Below are 14,779 nucleotides of genomic sequence, written 5' to 3'. Positions count from 1 at the left end.
GGACCTCGCAGCAGTGGGGACGAATGTCACGAGACCGAGTGCCTGCCTACCGCGTCGATAACGGATGCCGGAGCATCCCTCGCCGAAGTCGTCACCCAGGCTACAGGTCGCCCGGGCGTGTCGCCAACCCGCCGGCGCGGGCCGACGGCGGCGGCGGACCGGTCAGCGCCCGCCGAGCCGGGCGAGCGCCTCGGCCACGATCTCGTCGGGCCCGGCCGACACGTCGACGCCGAAGCCGGGCTCGTCGTCGCCGAGCGGCTCGAGGGTCGCGAACTGCGACTCCATCAGCCCGGGCGGCATGAAGTGCCCCTTGCGGGCCTTCTGGCGCTCGGCGACCAGCTCGCGCACCCCCGTGAGGTGGACGAACCGGAGGCGCGGGTCGCCGCCCCGGAGCACGTCGCGGTACGAGCGCTTCAGCGCCGAGCACGCCACGACGACGCCGTCCGTGCCGGCGTCGCGGATCCGCTGCGCCACGATCTCGAGCCAGGGAGCACGGTCGTCGTCGTCGAGGGCGTGGCCGGCCGCCATCTTGTCGCGGTTGGCCTGCGGGTGCAGGTCGTCGGCGTCGACGAACGGCACGCGGGCCGTCCGGGCGAGCAGCTCGCCGACGGTGGACTTGCCGGAGCCGGACACCCCCATGACGACGACGGGCGGGATGGACGCGGGCAGCGGGGTCTCGGGCACGGGGACCTCTCGGTGTCGGGGACGGCGGCGGTCCCGACCACCGTAGACGCGCCTCCTCGTGTCGTCCGGGGCGGGGCCCCGCGAGCCCCCGGCGCCGCGGCGGCGACCTGCCTCGACGGGGCCTGTCAGGAGCGCAGGGCCGAGGAATAGGGTGCGAGCGTCATCGACCGCAAGGAGGCACCGTGACCGACCACGGAGAACAGTCCACCCCCACCGCCCAGGCGAACATCGGAGTCGTCGGCCTGGCCGTCATGGGCTCGAACCTCGCCCGCAACCTCGCCGGCCGCGAGGGCAACACCGTGGCGGTGTACAACCGCTCCCCCGAGCGCACCGACACCCTCATGAGCGAGCACGGCGACGCCGGCTTCGTGGCCTCGAGGTCGATCGAGGACTTCGCCGCGTCGCTCGAGAAGCCGCGCACCGCGATCATCATGGTGCAGGCGGGCAAGGGCACCGACGCCGTCATCGACCAGCTCGCCGACCTCTTCGAGGAGGGCGACATCATCGTCGACGGCGGCAACGCCAACTTCCAGGACACCCGGAGGCGCGAGGCGGCCCTCAAGGAGCGGGGCCTGAACTTCGTCGGCGCGGGCATCTCCGGCGGCGAGGAGGGCGCGCTCAAGGGGCCGTCCATCATGCCGGGAGGGTCGAAGGAGGCCTACGAGACGCTGGGCCCGATCCTCTCGTCGATCGCCGCGGTCGCCGAGGGCGAGCCCTGCGTCACGCACATCGGCTCGGACGGGGCCGGCCACTTCGTCAAGATGATCCACAACGGCATCGAGTACGCCGACATGCAGCTCATCGCCGAGTCGTACGACCTGCTCCGCCGCGTCGGCGGCCACGAGCCGGCCGACATCGCGGCCGTGTTCGAGACGTGGAACGAGGGCGAGCTCGAGTCGTACCTCATCGAGATCACGGCGGAGGTGCTGCGCCAGGTCGACGCGAAGACCGGCGGCCCGCTCGTCGACTCGATCGTCGACGCGGCCGGGTCGAAGGGCACCGGCGTCTGGACCGTGCAGAACAGCGTCGGGCTGGGCGTGCCCGTCGGCGGCATCGCCGAGGCCGTCTTCGCCCGGGCCGTGTCGTCGAAGCCCGATCAACGCGCGGCGGTGCAGGCCACGCTGCAGGGCCGCCCCGAGGTGCAGGAGGCGGGCGACGGCTTCGAGGACGACGTGCAGAAGGCGCTCTACGCCTCCAAGATCGTGGCCTACGCCCAGGGGTTCGACGCCATCGTCGCGGGCGCGCTCGAGTACGGGTGGGACATCGACAAGGGCGCGGTCGCGAAGATCTGGCGCGGCGGCTGCATCATCCGCGCCCAGTTCCTCAACCGCATCGTCGAGGCGTACGAGAAGGACTCCACGATCGCGACGCTGCTCGAGGACGACTACTTCGCCGCCGCCGTCCGCGACGGCGAACAGGCCTGGCGCCGCATCGTCGCGAAGGCGGCCCTCTCGGGCATCCCCGTGCCCGGGTTCGCGTCGGCGCTGTCGTACTACGACTCGCTCGCGTCGGAGCGCCTCCCCGCCGCCCTCATCCAGGGGCAGCGCGACTTCTTCGGCGCCCACACGTACGAGCGCGTCGGCGAGGAGGGCGTGTTCCACACCCTCTGGTCGGGCGACCGGTCGGAGATCGAGACGGAGCCGTCGACGCACTGAGGGTGCGGGGGGACTGAACGAACGAGAACGGCCGTGGTCGGGTGCAACCCGGTCACGGCCGTTCTGTTCGCGCAGGTGCGACAGTCCTCGGGGGCCCCGTCGGCTGTGCCTGTCGGTTCGACGGAGCCGCTACGCGGCACCGTCGAACATCGACGTGACGCTCCCGTTGTCGAAGACCTCGTGGATCGCCCGGGCGATCAGCGGGGCGATCGGGAGGATCTCGAGCTTGGGGAACTTCTGGTGCTCGGTCAGCGGCAGGGTGTCGGTGACGACGACCGAGTCGATGAACTCGCTGTTGAGGATCTCGGGCGCAGGGTCGCTGAACACCGCGTGCGTCGCCGCGACGACGACGCCGATCGCGCCGGAGGCCTTGAGGGCCTCGGCGGCCTTGACGATGGTGCGGCCGGTGTCGATGAGGTCGTCGACGAGCAGGCAGACACGGCCCTCGACATCGCCGACGATCTCGTGCACGGTCACCTGGTTCGGCACGAGCGGGTCGCGGCGCTTGTGGATGATCGCGAGGGGGGCGTCGAGCTTCTCGCTCCAGATGTCGGCGACGCGGACGCGGCCCATGTCGGGCGAGACGACCGTCAGGGTCGAGTTGTCGAGCTTGGCGCGGAAGTGCTCGAGCAGCACCGGCATGGCGAACAGGTGGTCGACGGGGCCGTCGAAGAAGCCCTGGATCTGCGGCGCGTGCAGGTCGACGCTCATGATGCGGTGGGCGCCGGCGGCCTTGAAGAGGTCGGCGACGAGGCGGGCCGAGATCGGCTCGCGACCGCGGCCCTTCTTGTCTTGCCGGGCGTACGGGTAGAACGGCGCGACGACGGTGATGCGCTTGGCGGAGGCGCGCTTGAGGGCGTCGACCATGATGAGCTGCTCCATGAGCCACTCGTTGATCGGCGCCGAGTGCGACTGGATGACGAACGCGTCCGAGCCGCGGACGCTCTCGTCGAAGCGGGCGTACAGCTCGCCGTTCGCGAAGGTGCGCGCGTCGGTCGGGATGAGCTCGGAGCCGAGCTCGCTCGCGATCTGGTTCGCGAGCTCGGGGTGCGCACGCCCCGAGATCAGGACGAGTCGGTTCTCGCCGGTGATCTTGATTCCGGACACGTCACTCGCTCTCCGGCCCCGAGGGGCCAACCCGACCGGGTTCAGTCGGTCGTTCGTTCGGCACGAGCCGCGGCCTCGGCAGCCGCGGTGCCGGGGCGGTTCGCCTCGACCCATCCGCTCGCATTGCGCTGTGGAGCGATGCTCAGGGCCAGGGCACCCGCCGGCACGTCCTTCCGCACGACGGTCCCGGCCCCTGAGTAGGCTCCGTCGCCAATCCTAACGGGGGCGACGAAGACGTTGTGCGACCCGGTGCGCACGTTCGACCCGACGGTCGTGCGGTGCTTGTGGACCCCGTCGTAGTTCGCGGTGATCGTGCCGGCCCCGATGTTCGAGTCGGTGCCGACCTCGGTGTCGCCGATGTAGCTGAGGTGCGGCACCTTCGAGCCCGCGCCGATCTCGACGTTCTTCGTCTCGACGAACGTGCCGATCTTGCCGCCCTCGCCGAGGGTCGTGCCGGGTCGCAGGTACGAGAACGGGCCGACGGAGGCGCGGGCCCCGATGACCGCGAGGGTCGCGTCGGTGCGCTTCACGACCGCGCCCTCGCCGACCTCGGTGTCGACGAGCGTCGTGTCGGGCCCGACGACGGCGCCGGACGCGACGTACGTCGCGCCCCGGAGCTGCGTGCCGGGGAGGAGCTCGACGTCGGGGCTGAGCGACACGTCGCGGTCGATCCAGGTGGTCTGCGGGTCGACGATGCTGACGCCCTCACGCTGCCAGTGCTCGACGATGCGGTCGTTGAGGCGACGGGCGGCCACGGCGAGCTGCACGCGGTCGTTGATGCCCTCGAGCCGCCAGGCCTCCTCGACGGCACGGGCGCCGACCCGCTCGCCGGCGCCCGTGAGGAGGCCGACGACGTCCGTGACGTACTTCTCGTTCTGCGCGTTGGCCGAGCCGACGCGGGGCAGGTGGGTGCGCAGCGCGGCGACGGTGAAGGCGTAGGTGCCGCTGTTGACCTCGCGCACGGCGCGCTCGTCGTCGCTGGCGTCCTTGTGCTCGACGATGCGCTCGACGTCGCCGCCCGCGGCCCGGAGCACGCGACCGTAGCCCGTGGCGTCGGGGAGGACGGCGGAGAGCAGCGTGGCGGCCAGCGCCTCCTCGCGGTGCTGCTGCAGGAGCGCGCCGAGCGTCGTGTGGTCGAGGAACGGCACGTCGGCGCTGACGACGACGACGTCGCCGTCGAAGTCGGCGGGGAGGGCCTCGACGGCCTGCTCGACGGCGCGGCCGGTGCCGGGCACGTCGTCCTGGTCGACGATGAGGGCGCCGGGCGCCGTCTCGACGATGCTCGTGACGACGAGGTCGCGCTCGTGCCGGACGACCGCGACGAGGTGCTCGGGCTCGAGGGCGGCGGCCGATTCGAGCACGTGCTGGATCAGCGGCAGGCCCGCGAGGCGGTGCAGCACCTTCGGCGTCGACGACTTCATGCGCGTGCCCTGACCTGCGGCGAGGACGACGACGGCGAGGCTGCGTTCGGGCATGGGACTCCTTGGTGAGGCGGGCGCGTGACCAGCCGATCCTCCCACGGCGAGGGCGGGTCGGAGGCCGGGCCGACGCACGGGGCCGCGAGGGCTCCGCCACCAGGATTCGAACCTGGACCTAACAGCTCCAAAGGCTGTCGTGCTGCCGTTACACCATGGCGGACCGCGCTCGCGCGCGGGTCGATTCTGCCAGACGGCGCGCGGCGCGAGCCGTCCCTGCCGTCGAGGGCGGGTCGCGGGCGACCCGCCCTCGAGCACGGATGCCCGCCCTCGGTCGTGTGGGGGCGCGGCCCGGGGCGACGGGAGGCGCGGTGCCATGATGAGGGGATGTCCGCTCCCGGCGCCCACGGCGAGGTCGACCCGCACGACGAGGTCGATCGCATCGTCGACGCCTGGACGCGGGAGCGACCCGACCTCGACTTCGCGCCCCTGCACGTCCTCTCGCGCGTCGACCGGCTCGCCAAGCACCTCGAGCGCGCCCGCCGCGACGCGTTCGTCGCCGGCGACGTCGAGCAGTGGGAGTTCGACGTCCTCTCGGCCCTCCGTCGGGCGGGCTCGCCCTATCGGCTGAGCCCGAAGGCCCTGCTGCAGCAGACGCTCGTCTCGAGCGGCGCCATGACGAACCGCATCGACCGCCTCGTCGCCCGCGGGCTCGTCGAGCGGCGCACCGACCCGAACGACGGGCGGGGCGTGCTCGTGCAGCTCACCCGCGACGGCGGACGCGTCGTCGACGACGCCATCGAGCGCCTGGTCGGCGCCGAGCGCGAGCTGCTCGGCGACCTCGACGACGACGACCGGCGCCGCCTCGCGTCGCTGCTGCGCACGCTGAGCCTCACGCTCGGCGGCTGAGCGCACCGCGGCGGCGGCGGGTGGCCGCTGAGGGCCGCCGCTACGCCAGCAGCTCGCTGAGCTCCAGCCAGCGCACCTCGAGCTCGGCCGTCTTGTGGTCGAGCGCCGTGAGCTTCGCCTGCAGCGCCGCGAGCCCGTCGAAGTCGCCCTGGTCGAACGTCGCGAACTGCTCGAGCAGTCCCGCGCGCTCGCCGCCCGCCTTGGCGAGCTTGCGGTCGATCGAGCCGAGCTCCTTCTCCGCGTTGCGCTTCTCGGCGCCCGAGAGCCCCGAGGCGGCCGCCGCCGCGGCGACGGAACCGTGCGCTCCCTGGACCGCGGTCGGGCGGTCGGTCGCGCCTCTCTGGTTGTCCGTCACCTGCTTGCGGAGCGCCAGGTACTGCTCGACGCCGCCCGGCAGGTGCCGGAAGGCCCCGTCGAGCACGGCGTACTGCTGGTCGGTGACGCGCTCGAGCAGGTACCGGTCGTGCGAGACGACGAGCAGGGTGCCGGGCCAGCCGTCGAGGAGGTCCTCCATCGCGGCGAGCATGTCGGTGTCGAGGTCGTTGGTGGGCTCGTCGAGGATGAGCACGTTCGGCTCGTTCAGCAGGATCAGCAGGAACTGCAGCCGGCGCTTCTGCCCGCCGGAGAGGTCTTTGATGGGCGTCTGCAGCTGCGCGCTCGTGAAGCCGAGGCGCTCGAGCAGCTGGCCCGGCGTCATCTCCTTGCCGGCGGTGACGTAGGAGGTGCGCTGCCGCCCGATGAGGTCGTTCACCTTCTCGTTCGCCACCTCGTGCAGGTCGGCGAGCTGCTGGTCGAGGATCGCGAACTTGACCGTCTTGCCCTGCTTGACCCGCCCCTCCGTCGGCTGCAGGTCGCCCGTGACGAGCTTCAGCAGCGTCGACTTGCCGGCGCCGTTGACGCCGAGGATGCCGGTGCGCTCGCCGGGCGCGATGCGCCACTCGACGCCGTGCAGGATGCGCTTCTCGCCGAACGAGACGCCGACCTCGACGAGGTCGACGACGTCCTTGCCGAGCCGGGCGGTCGCCATCTGCGACAGCTGCACCGAGTCGCGCGCGGGCGGCTCGTCGGCGATGAGCTCGTTCGCCGCGTCGATGCGGAACTTCGGCTTCGACGTGCGGGCCGGGGCGCCGCGGCGGAGCCAGGCGAGCTCCTTCTTCATGAGGTTCTGGCGCTTCGACTCGCTCGCCGCCGCGCTGCGGTCGCGCTCGACGCGCTGCAGCACGTACGCCGCGTACCCGCCCTCGAAGGGCTCGACGATGCCGTCGTGCACCTCCCAGGTGTCGGTCGAGACCTCGTCGAGGAACCACCGGTCGTGCGTCACGACGACGAGCGCGCCCGACGTCGGCGACCAGCGACGACGCAGGTGCTCGGCCAGCCAGGCCACGCCCTCCACGTCGAGGTGGTTGGTGGGCTCGTCGAGGAACAGCACGTCCCAGTCGCCCACGAGGAGGCGCGCGAGGGCGACCCGACGCCGCTGGCCGCCGGAGAGGTCGCCGAGCCGCGCCTCCCACGGGATGTCGCTGGCGAGGCCCGAGATGACGTCGCGGATGCGGCTGTCGCCCGCCCACTCGTGCTCGTCGCGGTCGCCGACGATGGTCGCGCCGACGGTGTCGGCCTCGGGCAGCACGTCGCGCTGGTCGAGCATGCCGATGGTGAGGCCGCGACGCGTCGTCACGCGGCCGTCGTCGGGCTCGAGCCGGCCGGCGAGCACCGACATGAGGGTCGACTTGCCGTCGCCGTTGCGTCCGACGACGCCGATGCGGGAGCCCTCGTCGATGCCGAGGGTCACCCCGTCGAGGACGACCTTGGTCGGGAATTCGAGCTTGAGGGATTCTGCGCCGAGGAGATGTGCCACCCGACGAGCGTAGGCGACGCACGGGTGGGCCTCGGTCGCGGGTTCCCTCGGCTCCGGCGACGGGCGTCAGCCGAGCGAGGCGACCCACTCGTCGGTGCCGTCGGTGAACTCCTGCCGCTTCCAGATCGGCAGGCGCTCCTTGACGAGGTCGACGAGCGCCGAGCAGGCCGCGAAGGCCTCGGCGCGGTGGGCGGACGAGACCGCGCAGGCGAGGGCGACGTCGCCGATGCCGAGGTCGCCGACCCGGTGCTGCACGGCGACGAGCACCGCCGGGTGCTCGGACGCGATCTGCTCGGCGACCTCGCGCATGACGTCGCCGGCCGAGGGGTGCCGCTCGTAGTGCAGGGCCGTCACGCCGCGCCCGTCGTCGTGGTCGCGCACGACGCCCTCGAAGGTCACGACCGCCCCGGAGGCGCGGCTCGCGACGATCACCGAGCACTCGGTCGCCGAGAGGGCCGTCGAGACCACCTCGGCGAGCAGCACGCGTCCGCTCGGGCCGTCCGCCGGCGGGACCGCGTCGGGCGACGCCTCGAGGGCCGCGGCGGCGGGGTCGGGCGCCCCGGGGTCGTGCGCCTCGGGGTCGTGGGCGACGGGGTCGTGGGCGACGGGGTCAGTCATGCGCGCCTCCGGCGATCTGGTCGACGAGGTGGTCGAGGAGCGGGTCGAGGACGTCGAGCCCGTCGCGGACTCCCCCGCGGGACCCGGGCAGGTTGACCACGACGGTGCGGCCGGCGACGCCCGCGAGGCCGCGCGACAGGACGGCGGTCGGGGTGGCGGCGGTGCCGCGACGACGCAGCTCCTCGGCGATGCCGGGGATCTCGCGGTCGAGCAGCGGCCGCGTCTGCTCGGGCGTGAGGTCGGTCGGGGTGAGGCCGGTGCCGCCGGTCGTGACGACCACGTCGACGCCGGCGGCCACGGCCGCGGCGAGCGCCGCTCCCACCGGGTCGCCGTCGGGGACGACGACGGGCGGGTCGACCTGCCAGCCGCGGGCCGCGAACCAGTCGTGGAGGACCGGCCCGGTGAGGTCGTCGGCGCGACCGGCCGCGGCCCGGGTCGAGGCGACGACCACGACGGCCGTGCGGCGGCGCTGCGGGTCGCTCATCGCGACCAGGCCCCGCTCTTGCCGCCGCTCTTCTCGAGCACCTTGACGTCGCCGATGACGGCGAGGTGGTCGACGGCCTTGATCATGTCGAACAGGGTGAGGGCCGCGACGGTGGCCGCGGTCAGCGCCTCCATCTCGACGCCGGTCGCCCCGCGGGTGGCGACGCGGGCGACGATGGTCACCGACGACTCGGCGACCTCGAAGTCGACGGTGATCGCGCCGAGCGGCAGCGGGTGGCAGAGCGGGATGAGGGCCGGGGTCTGCTTCGCCGCCATGATGCCGGCGATGCGGGCCGTGCCGAGCGCCTCGCCCTTCGGCAGGGTGCCGTCGGCGAGCCGGGCCACGACGTCGGGGCGGGTGGTGACGACCGCCTGGGCAGCCGCCTCGCGGCTCGTCTCCGCCTTGCCGGTGACGTCGACCATGTGGGCGGAGCCGTCGGCGCGGACGTGGGTGAGGCCCTCCGGGGCCGCGGGGCTCGTGTCACTCATCGAGCGCCCACACTACGACCTGGTCGCCCTCGTCGAGGCGGTCGACGCCGACCGGCACGTGGACGAGCACCGTCGCCGCGGCGTGCGCCGCGAGCAGGTGCGAGCTCGGCCCGCCGACGAGCACGACCCGGCCGTCGACGTCGAGCCTGCCCCGGCGCAGCTGGTGCTTGCCGACCGGCGAGTCGGCGGACTCGCCCATGGGCGCCGTCCGCTCGCGACGGGCACCGCCGACGCCCGTGAACGCCTGCAGCACGGGCCGCAGGAAGACCTCGAACGACACGAGCGCGCTGACCGGGTTGCCCGGGAAGCAGACGGCGGCGAGCGACCGACCGTGCACGCCGACCGTGCCCCAGCCCTGCGGACCGCCCGGCTGCATCGCCACCGACCCGAACGTGACCCCGGCGTCCTCGAAGGCGTCGCGCACGACCTCGTACGCGCCCGCGCTGACGCCGCCGGTGGTGACGACGAGGTCGACGTCGGCCGCGTGGCGTGCGACGACGGCGAGCAGGGCGGCCGCGTCGTCCGACACCCGCTCGACGACGACCTCGACGCCGACGTCGACGAGGGCCGCCGCGAGGCTCGCCCCGTTGGCGTCGTGGATCAGGCCCGGCGCGAGCTCGCTGCCCGGGGCCGCGAGCTCCTCCCCCGTCGACACGAGCAGGAGGCGCGGGCGACGGACCACGTCGACGCTCGCGATGCCGGACGCCGCCGCCACGCCCCACCGCGCGGGGGTGAGCACCGTGCCGGCCGTGAACAAGGTGCTGCCGGCGGCGACGTCGCTGCCGGCCGGGCGGACGTAGGTGCCGGGCTCGACGGGCCCGGCCACGGTGACGCGGGCCTCGGCCGACTCGGCGGGGAAGGCGGGCGGGGTCGCCCGCTCGATCGGCACGACGACGGACGCGCCCTCGGGCACCGCGGCGCCCGTCATGATCGGGGCCGCCGTGCCCGGCAGGAGCTCGGGCCCGGTGCGCCCGGCGGGGATGCGCCCGACGACCCGGAGGTCGAGGTCGCCCTCGCCCGCGGCGTCGGCGGCGGTGAGCGCGTAGCCGTCCATCTGCGAGTTGGCGAACGGCGGCAGGTCGATCGGGGCGACGAGGTCGGCGGCGAGCACCCGGCGCCGGTAGTGGTCCGGCTCGGCGACGAGGCGGGCCGGGTCGACGACGAGCGACTCCGCGGGACGGGAGCGGAGCGCTGCCTCGACGAGGGCTCGGACGTCGGCCTGGTGCTGCTCGATGGTGCGCACGGATCCCTCTCACTGCGGTCGCCAGTAGCGTACCCAGGGTGACCGACACCGATCTCCCGCAGCGCGCCTCCTCGTCCTCCGCCCCCGTCGACGGGGGCCTGCCCCGCGTCGACGTCGCCGTCATCGGCGGCTCGGGCCTCTACTCGCTCTTCGCCCCGGGCACGGCGACGAGCCACGTCGTCGAGACGCCTTACGGCCCCACCTCGAGCGAGGTGACCGTCGGCGAGATGGGCGGCAAGACCGTCGCGTTCCTCACCCGGCACGGCAAGGGCCACTCGGTGCCGCCGCACCGCATCGACTTCCGCGCGAACGTCTGGGCGCTCGCGTCGCTGGGCGCGAGGGCCGTCGTCTCGTCGTCGGCCGTCGGCGGCGTCAGCCCGGAGTACCCGCCGGGCACGATGGTCGTCACCGACCAGTTCATCGACCGCACCTGGGGCCGCGTCGACACCTTCTACGACGAGCCGGGCTCGGTGCAGCACCTCGTCGCCGCCGACCCGTTCGACCCGACGCTGCGCGCGGCGGCGGTCGCCGCGCTCGAGGCGCAGGGCGAGCCCTTCGCGCCGACCGGCACGTGCGTCGTGATCCAGGGGCCGCGGTTCTCGACCCGCGCCGAGTCGCTCTGGTTCCGCGCCGCTGGGGCGCACACGATCAACATGACGATGTACCCGGAGGTGCCGCTCACCCTCGAGCTCGGCATGGGCGCCGTCAACATCTCGTTCGTCACCGACAGCGACGCGGGCATCTCGCCGGAGGAGGGCACCGACGACGACGCGGTCAGCCACCAGCTCGTCATGGAGCGCCTCGCCGCGGCCCAGCCCCGCATCGTCGCGGCCATCGAGTCGATCGTCGCCGGGCTGCCCCACGACTACGAGCCGCGCGAGCTGATCCCGGCCGCGGCCGTCGCCGAGGTGCTGGCGCGGCCGGTGCGCGGGGTGGGCGCATGAGCGGCGGGACGGGCGACCGCGGGCTGCTGCTCGTCACGGGCGGCGCCGGGTTCATCGGCTCGGCCATCGTGGCCGGCGCCCTCGAGGCCGGCTGGCGGGTGCGGGTGCTCGACTCTCTGCGCGCCGACGTGCACGGCGGAGAGCCCGACGTCGACCCCCGGGTCGACTTCGTCCGGGGCGACGTCCGCGACGCCGCCGTCGTCGACGCGGCACTCGCCGGGGTCGACGCGGTCTGCCACCAGGCGGCGAAGGTCGGCCTCGGCGTCGACTTCCAGGACGCCCCCGACTACGTCGACAGCAACGAGCACGGCACGGCCGTGCTGCTCGCCGCGATGGACCGCGCCGGCGTCGACCGACTCGTCGTCGCCTCGTCGATGGTCGTCTACGGCGAGGGCAGCTACCGCACGAGCACCGGCGAGACCGAGCGGCCCGCACCGCGCCGCATCGCCGACCTCGACGCGGGCGTCTTCGACCCTCGCGACGCCGCCGGCGAGCTGCTCGAGCCGCAGCTCATCTCGGAGGAGGCGCCCCTCGACCCGCGCAACGTCTACGCCATCACCAAGCTGACGCAGGAGCATCTCGCGACGTCGTGGGCGCGCAGCACGGGCGGCCGGGCGGCGGCGCTCCGCTACCACAACGTCTACGGGCCGGGCATGCCGCAGAACACGCCCTACGCCGGCGTCGCCTCGCTGTTCCGCTCGGCGCTGCAGCGCGGCGAGGCCCCCCGCGTCTACGAGGACGGCGCCCAGCGCCGCGACTTCGTGCACGTGCGCGACGTGGCCGCGGCCAACCTCGCCGCCCTCGACTGGACGGCGGAGCAGCCGCCCGACACGTCCCGCGCCTTCAACGTCGGCAGCGGCACGGTGCACACCATCGGCGAGATGGCGGAGGCGCTGGCCCGCGAGGCCGGCGGACCCGAGCCCGTCGTCACCGGCGAGTACCGCGCCGGCGACGTGCGCCACGTCACCGCCTCGTCGGAGCGGCTCCGCACCGAGCTGCGCTGGGAGCCGAGCATGAGCTTCGAGGAGGGCATGCGCGAGTTCGCGACGGCCCCGCTCCGGGCGGCCGTGACGAGCTAGCGACGAGCGGGCGCCGTCGACCGGGGCACGCTCGCGCCCGACCGCGCCCGCCCCAGCCGGCCCGCGAGGGGCCCGACCGCGCCCGACCCCGCCTGGCCGTCCCGCGAGGGGCCCGACCCCAGTCCGGGGCGGCGGCGGTCGTTCCCAGGACGGCGTCAGTACGGTCGTCCCATGAGCACAGCACTGGTCGACGTGGTGCTCCCGTGCCTGGACGAGGAGGGCGCCCTCCCCTGGGTGCTGGGACGCCTGCCCGAGGGCTGGCGGGCCATCGTCGTCGACAACGGGTCGACCGACGCCTCGGCCCGCGTCGCCGCCGAGCACGGCGCCCTCGTCGTCACGGAGGCGCGTCGCGGCTTCGGCGCGGCCGCCCACGCCGGCCTCGAGGCGGCGACCGCCCCGTGGGTCGCCTTCTGCGACGCCGACGCGTCGATGGACCCCGCCGACCTCGTCGCCCTCGCCGAGCCGGTGCTCCGCGGCGACGCCGAGCTCGTGCTGGGCCGTCGCCGCCCGACGACCCGCGGTGCCTGGCCCCTGCACGCGCGCCTCGCGAACGTGGCCCTCGCGCACCTCATGCGCCGCGCCTCCGGCGTGCGCCTCCACGACCTCGGCCCGATGCGGGTCGCCAGCCGCGAGGGCCTGCTCGGCCTCGACCTCCGCGACCGCCGCAGCGGCTACCCCCTCGAGATGGTGCTGCGGGCGTCGGAGGCGGGCTGGCGCATCCGCGAGCTCGACGCGCCGTACGCCCCGCGCGTCGGCCGCAGCAAGGTGACCGGCACGATCCGCGGCACCCGCCGGGCGATCCAGGACATGTCGCGCCTGCTGCGGGAGGCCGGCCGATGACGACCGTCGTCGTGATCGCGAAGGAGACCCTGCCCGGCAAGGTCAAGACCCGCCTGCACCCGCCGCTCAGCCTCGAGCAGGCCGCCGAGGTGGCCGCCGCAGCCGTGCAGGACACCCTCGCCGTCGTGCGCGCCCTGCCGGCGACGCGCCGGGTGCTGCTCTTCGACGGCAACCGAACACCGCCCGGCTCCGAAGACTTCGATGTGATCACCCAGATCGGCGGCGGCCTCGACGCCCGGCTCGGAGCCCTCTTCGACGAGGTCGAGGGCCCGACGCTGCTCGTCGGCATGGACACCCCGCAGCTGACCGTCGCCGACGTCGCCCCCGTCTTCGACGCGTGGACCGACGACGTCGACGCCTGGTTCGGCCCGGCCAACGACGGCGGCTGGTGGGCGCTCGCGCTCGCCCGGCCGACCGGAGACCTGCTGCGCGGCGTGCCGATGTCGCAGGACGACACGGGCGCCCACCAGCTCGCCCGCCTCGCCTCCGCCGGCCTCCGCGTCGGCCGCCTCCCCGAGCTCGTCGACGTCGACACCATCGACGACGCCCGCCTCGCCGCCGCGGCCGCCCCCGGCTCGTCGTTCGCGGCGACGCTGCGCCGGGTCGATCCCGAGTCCTCGGGCGACGCGCCCCGAACCCGCACCACGACAGAGGAGGCCCGCTCGTGACCATCGCGACCGACCCCCAGCCCACCTTCGGTTCCGGAGGCGCGGAGCCCTACGCCCGCGCCCTCCGCCGTGAGGGACGACTCCAGCTCGTCCGCTCACCGGGCAGCGCCCGCCCGGCCGCCCCCTCGCGGGGTGCCCACGGCGGCGCCCTCCTCGCCGGCCCGGCCGCCCCCGCCCTCGCCACGCCCGCCGCCGACGCCTTCGACGTGGCCCGGTGGAGCCGCGGCGCCGACGCCGCCGACCTCAGCACGATCCTCGGCGCGACCTCGGTGCTCGACATCGGCTGCGGCCCTGCCCGCATGGTCCGCGCCTCGGTCGAGCGCGGCCTCGACGCCCTCGGGGTCGACGTCTCGACGACGGCGGTCGCCATGGCCGCCGACGCGGGCCTGCCCGTCGTCGCCGGCTCGGTCTTCGACGCGGTGCCCGGCGAGGGGACGTGGGACGTCGCCCTCCTGCTCGACGGCAACATCGGCATCGGGGGCGACCCGGGAGCCCTGGTGGCCCGCGCCTCCGCCGTCGTGGCCCGCTCGGGCTCGGTCGTCGTCGAGACGGCCCCCGACGCCGAGACGGACGTCGTCTACGACGCCCAGGTCGTCGACGAGCAGGGCCGCGCCAGCGCGACCTTCCCGTGGGCCGAGGTCGGGCGCGAGGCGCTCGGCCGGCACGCCGCGACCGCGGGCCTGCGCGTCTCGCAGACCTGGTCGGTCGGCGAGCGCACCTTCTGTCGCATCGTCCGCGGCTAGCGGCGGGCCTCGCCGCACGCGGTGGGCCTCGCTCGCCGCGCGCGGGG

The 14,779-nt window shown here is 74.4% G+C and carries 15 protein-coding genes and 1 tRNA gene; 7 read left to right on the top strand and 9 right to left on the bottom strand.

The window, feature by feature from the left end; all coding sequences use genetic code 11:
* Positions 1-162 precede the first annotated feature (162 nt).
* Positions 163-684, bottom strand: a complete 522-nt coding sequence (locus EDF38_RS11120; protein WP_233572397.1) for a gluconokinase — start codon at positions 682-684, stop codon at positions 163-165.
* A gap of 251 nt (positions 685-935) precedes the next feature.
* On the opposite strand from EDF38_RS11120, the gene gndA reads away from it, so the two are divergent.
* Positions 936-2,339 carry an NADP-dependent phosphogluconate dehydrogenase gene (gndA, locus tag EDF38_RS11115; RefSeq protein WP_123355976.1) on the top strand — a complete coding sequence of 468 codons (1,404 nt, stop codon included), beginning with the start codon at positions 936-938 and terminating at the stop codon, positions 2,337-2,339.
* A gap of 129 nt (positions 2,340-2,468) precedes the next feature.
* Here gndA and EDF38_RS11110 read toward each other — a convergent pair whose 3' ends face one another.
* From EDF38_RS11110 to EDF38_RS11100, 3 genes are all read right to left on the bottom strand, one after another.
* Positions 2,469-3,446 (bottom strand): ribose-phosphate diphosphokinase, encoded by a 978-nt coding sequence (locus tag EDF38_RS11110; protein WP_123355476.1) that lies wholly within the window; start codon positions 3,444-3,446, stop codon positions 2,469-2,471.
* A 41-nt stretch (positions 3,447-3,487) separates the two neighbouring features.
* Positions 3,488-4,921, bottom strand: a complete 1,434-nt coding sequence (gene glmU / locus EDF38_RS11105) for a bifunctional UDP-N-acetylglucosamine diphosphorylase/glucosamine-1-phosphate N-acetyltransferase GlmU (RefSeq protein ID WP_123355475.1) — start codon at positions 4,919-4,921, stop codon at positions 3,488-3,490.
* A gap of 91 nt (positions 4,922-5,012) precedes the next feature.
* Positions 5,013-5,084, bottom strand: a tRNA-Gln gene (locus EDF38_RS11100).
* Between the two features lie 164 nt (positions 5,085-5,248).
* On the opposite strand from EDF38_RS11100, the gene EDF38_RS11095 reads away from it, so the two are divergent.
* The gene (locus EDF38_RS11095; RefSeq protein ID WP_123355474.1) at positions 5,249-5,770 is read left to right on the top strand and encodes a MarR family winged helix-turn-helix transcriptional regulator; all 522 of its coding nucleotides are present in this window, start codon (positions 5,249-5,251) and stop codon (positions 5,768-5,770) included.
* Positions 5,771-5,810: 40 nt separating this feature from the next.
* Here EDF38_RS11095 and EDF38_RS11090 read toward each other — a convergent pair whose 3' ends face one another.
* The 5 genes from EDF38_RS11090 to glp form a co-directional block, all read right to left on the bottom strand.
* Positions 5,811-7,625 (bottom strand): ABC-F family ATP-binding cassette domain-containing protein, encoded by a 1,815-nt coding sequence (locus EDF38_RS11090; RefSeq protein WP_123355473.1) that lies wholly within the window; start codon positions 7,623-7,625, stop codon positions 5,811-5,813.
* Between the two features lie 66 nt (positions 7,626-7,691).
* Positions 7,692-8,243 carry a molybdenum cofactor biosynthesis protein MoaE gene (locus tag EDF38_RS11085; RefSeq protein ID WP_123355472.1) on the bottom strand — a complete coding sequence of 184 codons (552 nt, stop codon included), beginning with the start codon at positions 8,241-8,243 and terminating at the stop codon, positions 7,692-7,694.
* Complete coding sequence (locus tag EDF38_RS11080; RefSeq protein WP_123355471.1) at positions 8,236-8,727, bottom strand: molybdenum cofactor biosynthesis protein B; 492 nt, start codon at positions 8,725-8,727, stop codon at positions 8,236-8,238. The genes EDF38_RS11085 and EDF38_RS11080 overlap by 8 nt, the downstream gene beginning before the upstream one ends.
* A complete protein-coding gene (gene moaC, locus EDF38_RS11075) occupies positions 8,724-9,215 on the bottom strand; it encodes a cyclic pyranopterin monophosphate synthase MoaC (RefSeq protein WP_123355470.1) in 492 nt (163 codons plus the stop codon). Before moaC ends, EDF38_RS11080 begins: the two co-directional genes overlap by 4 nt.
* Positions 9,208-10,458, bottom strand: a complete 1,251-nt coding sequence (glp, locus tag EDF38_RS11070) for a gephyrin-like molybdotransferase Glp (RefSeq protein ID WP_123355469.1) — start codon at positions 10,456-10,458, stop codon at positions 9,208-9,210. Before glp ends, moaC begins: the two co-directional genes overlap by 8 nt.
* Positions 10,459-10,496: 38 nt before the next feature.
* Between glp and EDF38_RS11065 the strand changes: the two genes are divergently transcribed.
* The 5 genes from EDF38_RS11065 (at position 10,497) to EDF38_RS11045 (ending at position 14,732) form a co-directional block, all read left to right on the top strand.
* A complete protein-coding gene (locus EDF38_RS11065; RefSeq protein WP_233572396.1) occupies positions 10,497-11,402 on the top strand; it encodes an MTAP family purine nucleoside phosphorylase in 906 nt (301 codons plus the stop codon).
* Positions 11,399-12,481, top strand: a complete 1,083-nt coding sequence (locus EDF38_RS11060; protein ID WP_123355468.1) for an NAD(P)-dependent oxidoreductase — start codon at positions 11,399-11,401, stop codon at positions 12,479-12,481. The genes EDF38_RS11065 and EDF38_RS11060 overlap by 4 nt, the downstream gene beginning before the upstream one ends.
* A gap of 171 nt (positions 12,482-12,652) precedes the next feature.
* Positions 12,653-13,321 (top strand): glycosyltransferase family 2 protein, encoded by a 669-nt coding sequence (locus EDF38_RS11055; RefSeq protein ID WP_123355467.1) that lies wholly within the window; start codon positions 12,653-12,655, stop codon positions 13,319-13,321.
* Positions 13,318-13,989, top strand: a complete 672-nt coding sequence (locus EDF38_RS11050; RefSeq protein ID WP_123355466.1) for a DUF2064 domain-containing protein — start codon at positions 13,318-13,320, stop codon at positions 13,987-13,989. The genes EDF38_RS11055 and EDF38_RS11050 overlap by 4 nt, the downstream gene beginning before the upstream one ends.
* Positions 13,986-14,732 carry a bifunctional 2-polyprenyl-6-hydroxyphenol methylase/3-demethylubiquinol 3-O-methyltransferase UbiG gene (locus EDF38_RS11045; protein ID WP_233572395.1) on the top strand — a complete coding sequence of 249 codons (747 nt, stop codon included), beginning with the start codon at positions 13,986-13,988 and terminating at the stop codon, positions 14,730-14,732. Before EDF38_RS11050 ends, EDF38_RS11045 begins: the two co-directional genes overlap by 4 nt.
* Positions 14,733-14,779: the final 47 nt, after the last annotated feature.

It is taken from the genome of Frigoribacterium sp. PhB160 (assembly GCF_003751785.1).
Classification (GTDB): Bacteria; Actinomycetota; Actinomycetes; order Actinomycetales; family Microbacteriaceae; genus Frigoribacterium.
This window is presented reverse-complemented; position numbering and strand designations above follow the sequence as displayed.

Excerpts from the sequence above, each read along its gene's own strand:
- gndA (WP_123355976.1), top strand. The coding sequence starts at position 936 with ATGGGCTCGAACCTCGCCCGCAACCTCGCCGGCCGCGAGGGCAACACC.
- glmU (WP_123355475.1), bottom strand. The coding sequence starts at position 4,921 with ATGCCCGAACGCAGCCTCGCCGTCGTCGTCCTCGCCGCAGGTCAGGGC.
- EDF38_RS11095 (WP_123355474.1), top strand. The coding sequence starts at position 5,249 with ATGTCCGCTCCCGGCGCCCACGGCGAGGTCGACCCGCACGACGAGGTC.
- EDF38_RS11085 (WP_123355472.1), bottom strand. The coding sequence starts at position 8,243 with ATGACTGACCCCGTCGCCCACGACCCCGTCGCCCACGACCCCGAGGCG.
- EDF38_RS11080 (WP_123355471.1), bottom strand. The coding sequence starts at position 8,727 with ATGAGCGACCCGCAGCGCCGCCGCACGGCCGTCGTGGTCGTCGCCTCG.
- moaC (WP_123355470.1), bottom strand. The coding sequence starts at position 9,215 with ATGAGTGACACGAGCCCCGCGGCCCCGGAGGGCCTCACCCACGTCCGC.
- EDF38_RS11060 (WP_123355468.1), top strand. The coding sequence starts at position 11,399 with ATGAGCGGCGGGACGGGCGACCGCGGGCTGCTGCTCGTCACGGGCGGC.
- EDF38_RS11055 (WP_123355467.1), top strand. The coding sequence starts at position 12,653 with ATGAGCACAGCACTGGTCGACGTGGTGCTCCCGTGCCTGGACGAGGAG.
- EDF38_RS11050 (WP_123355466.1), top strand. The coding sequence starts at position 13,318 with ATGACGACCGTCGTCGTGATCGCGAAGGAGACCCTGCCCGGCAAGGTC.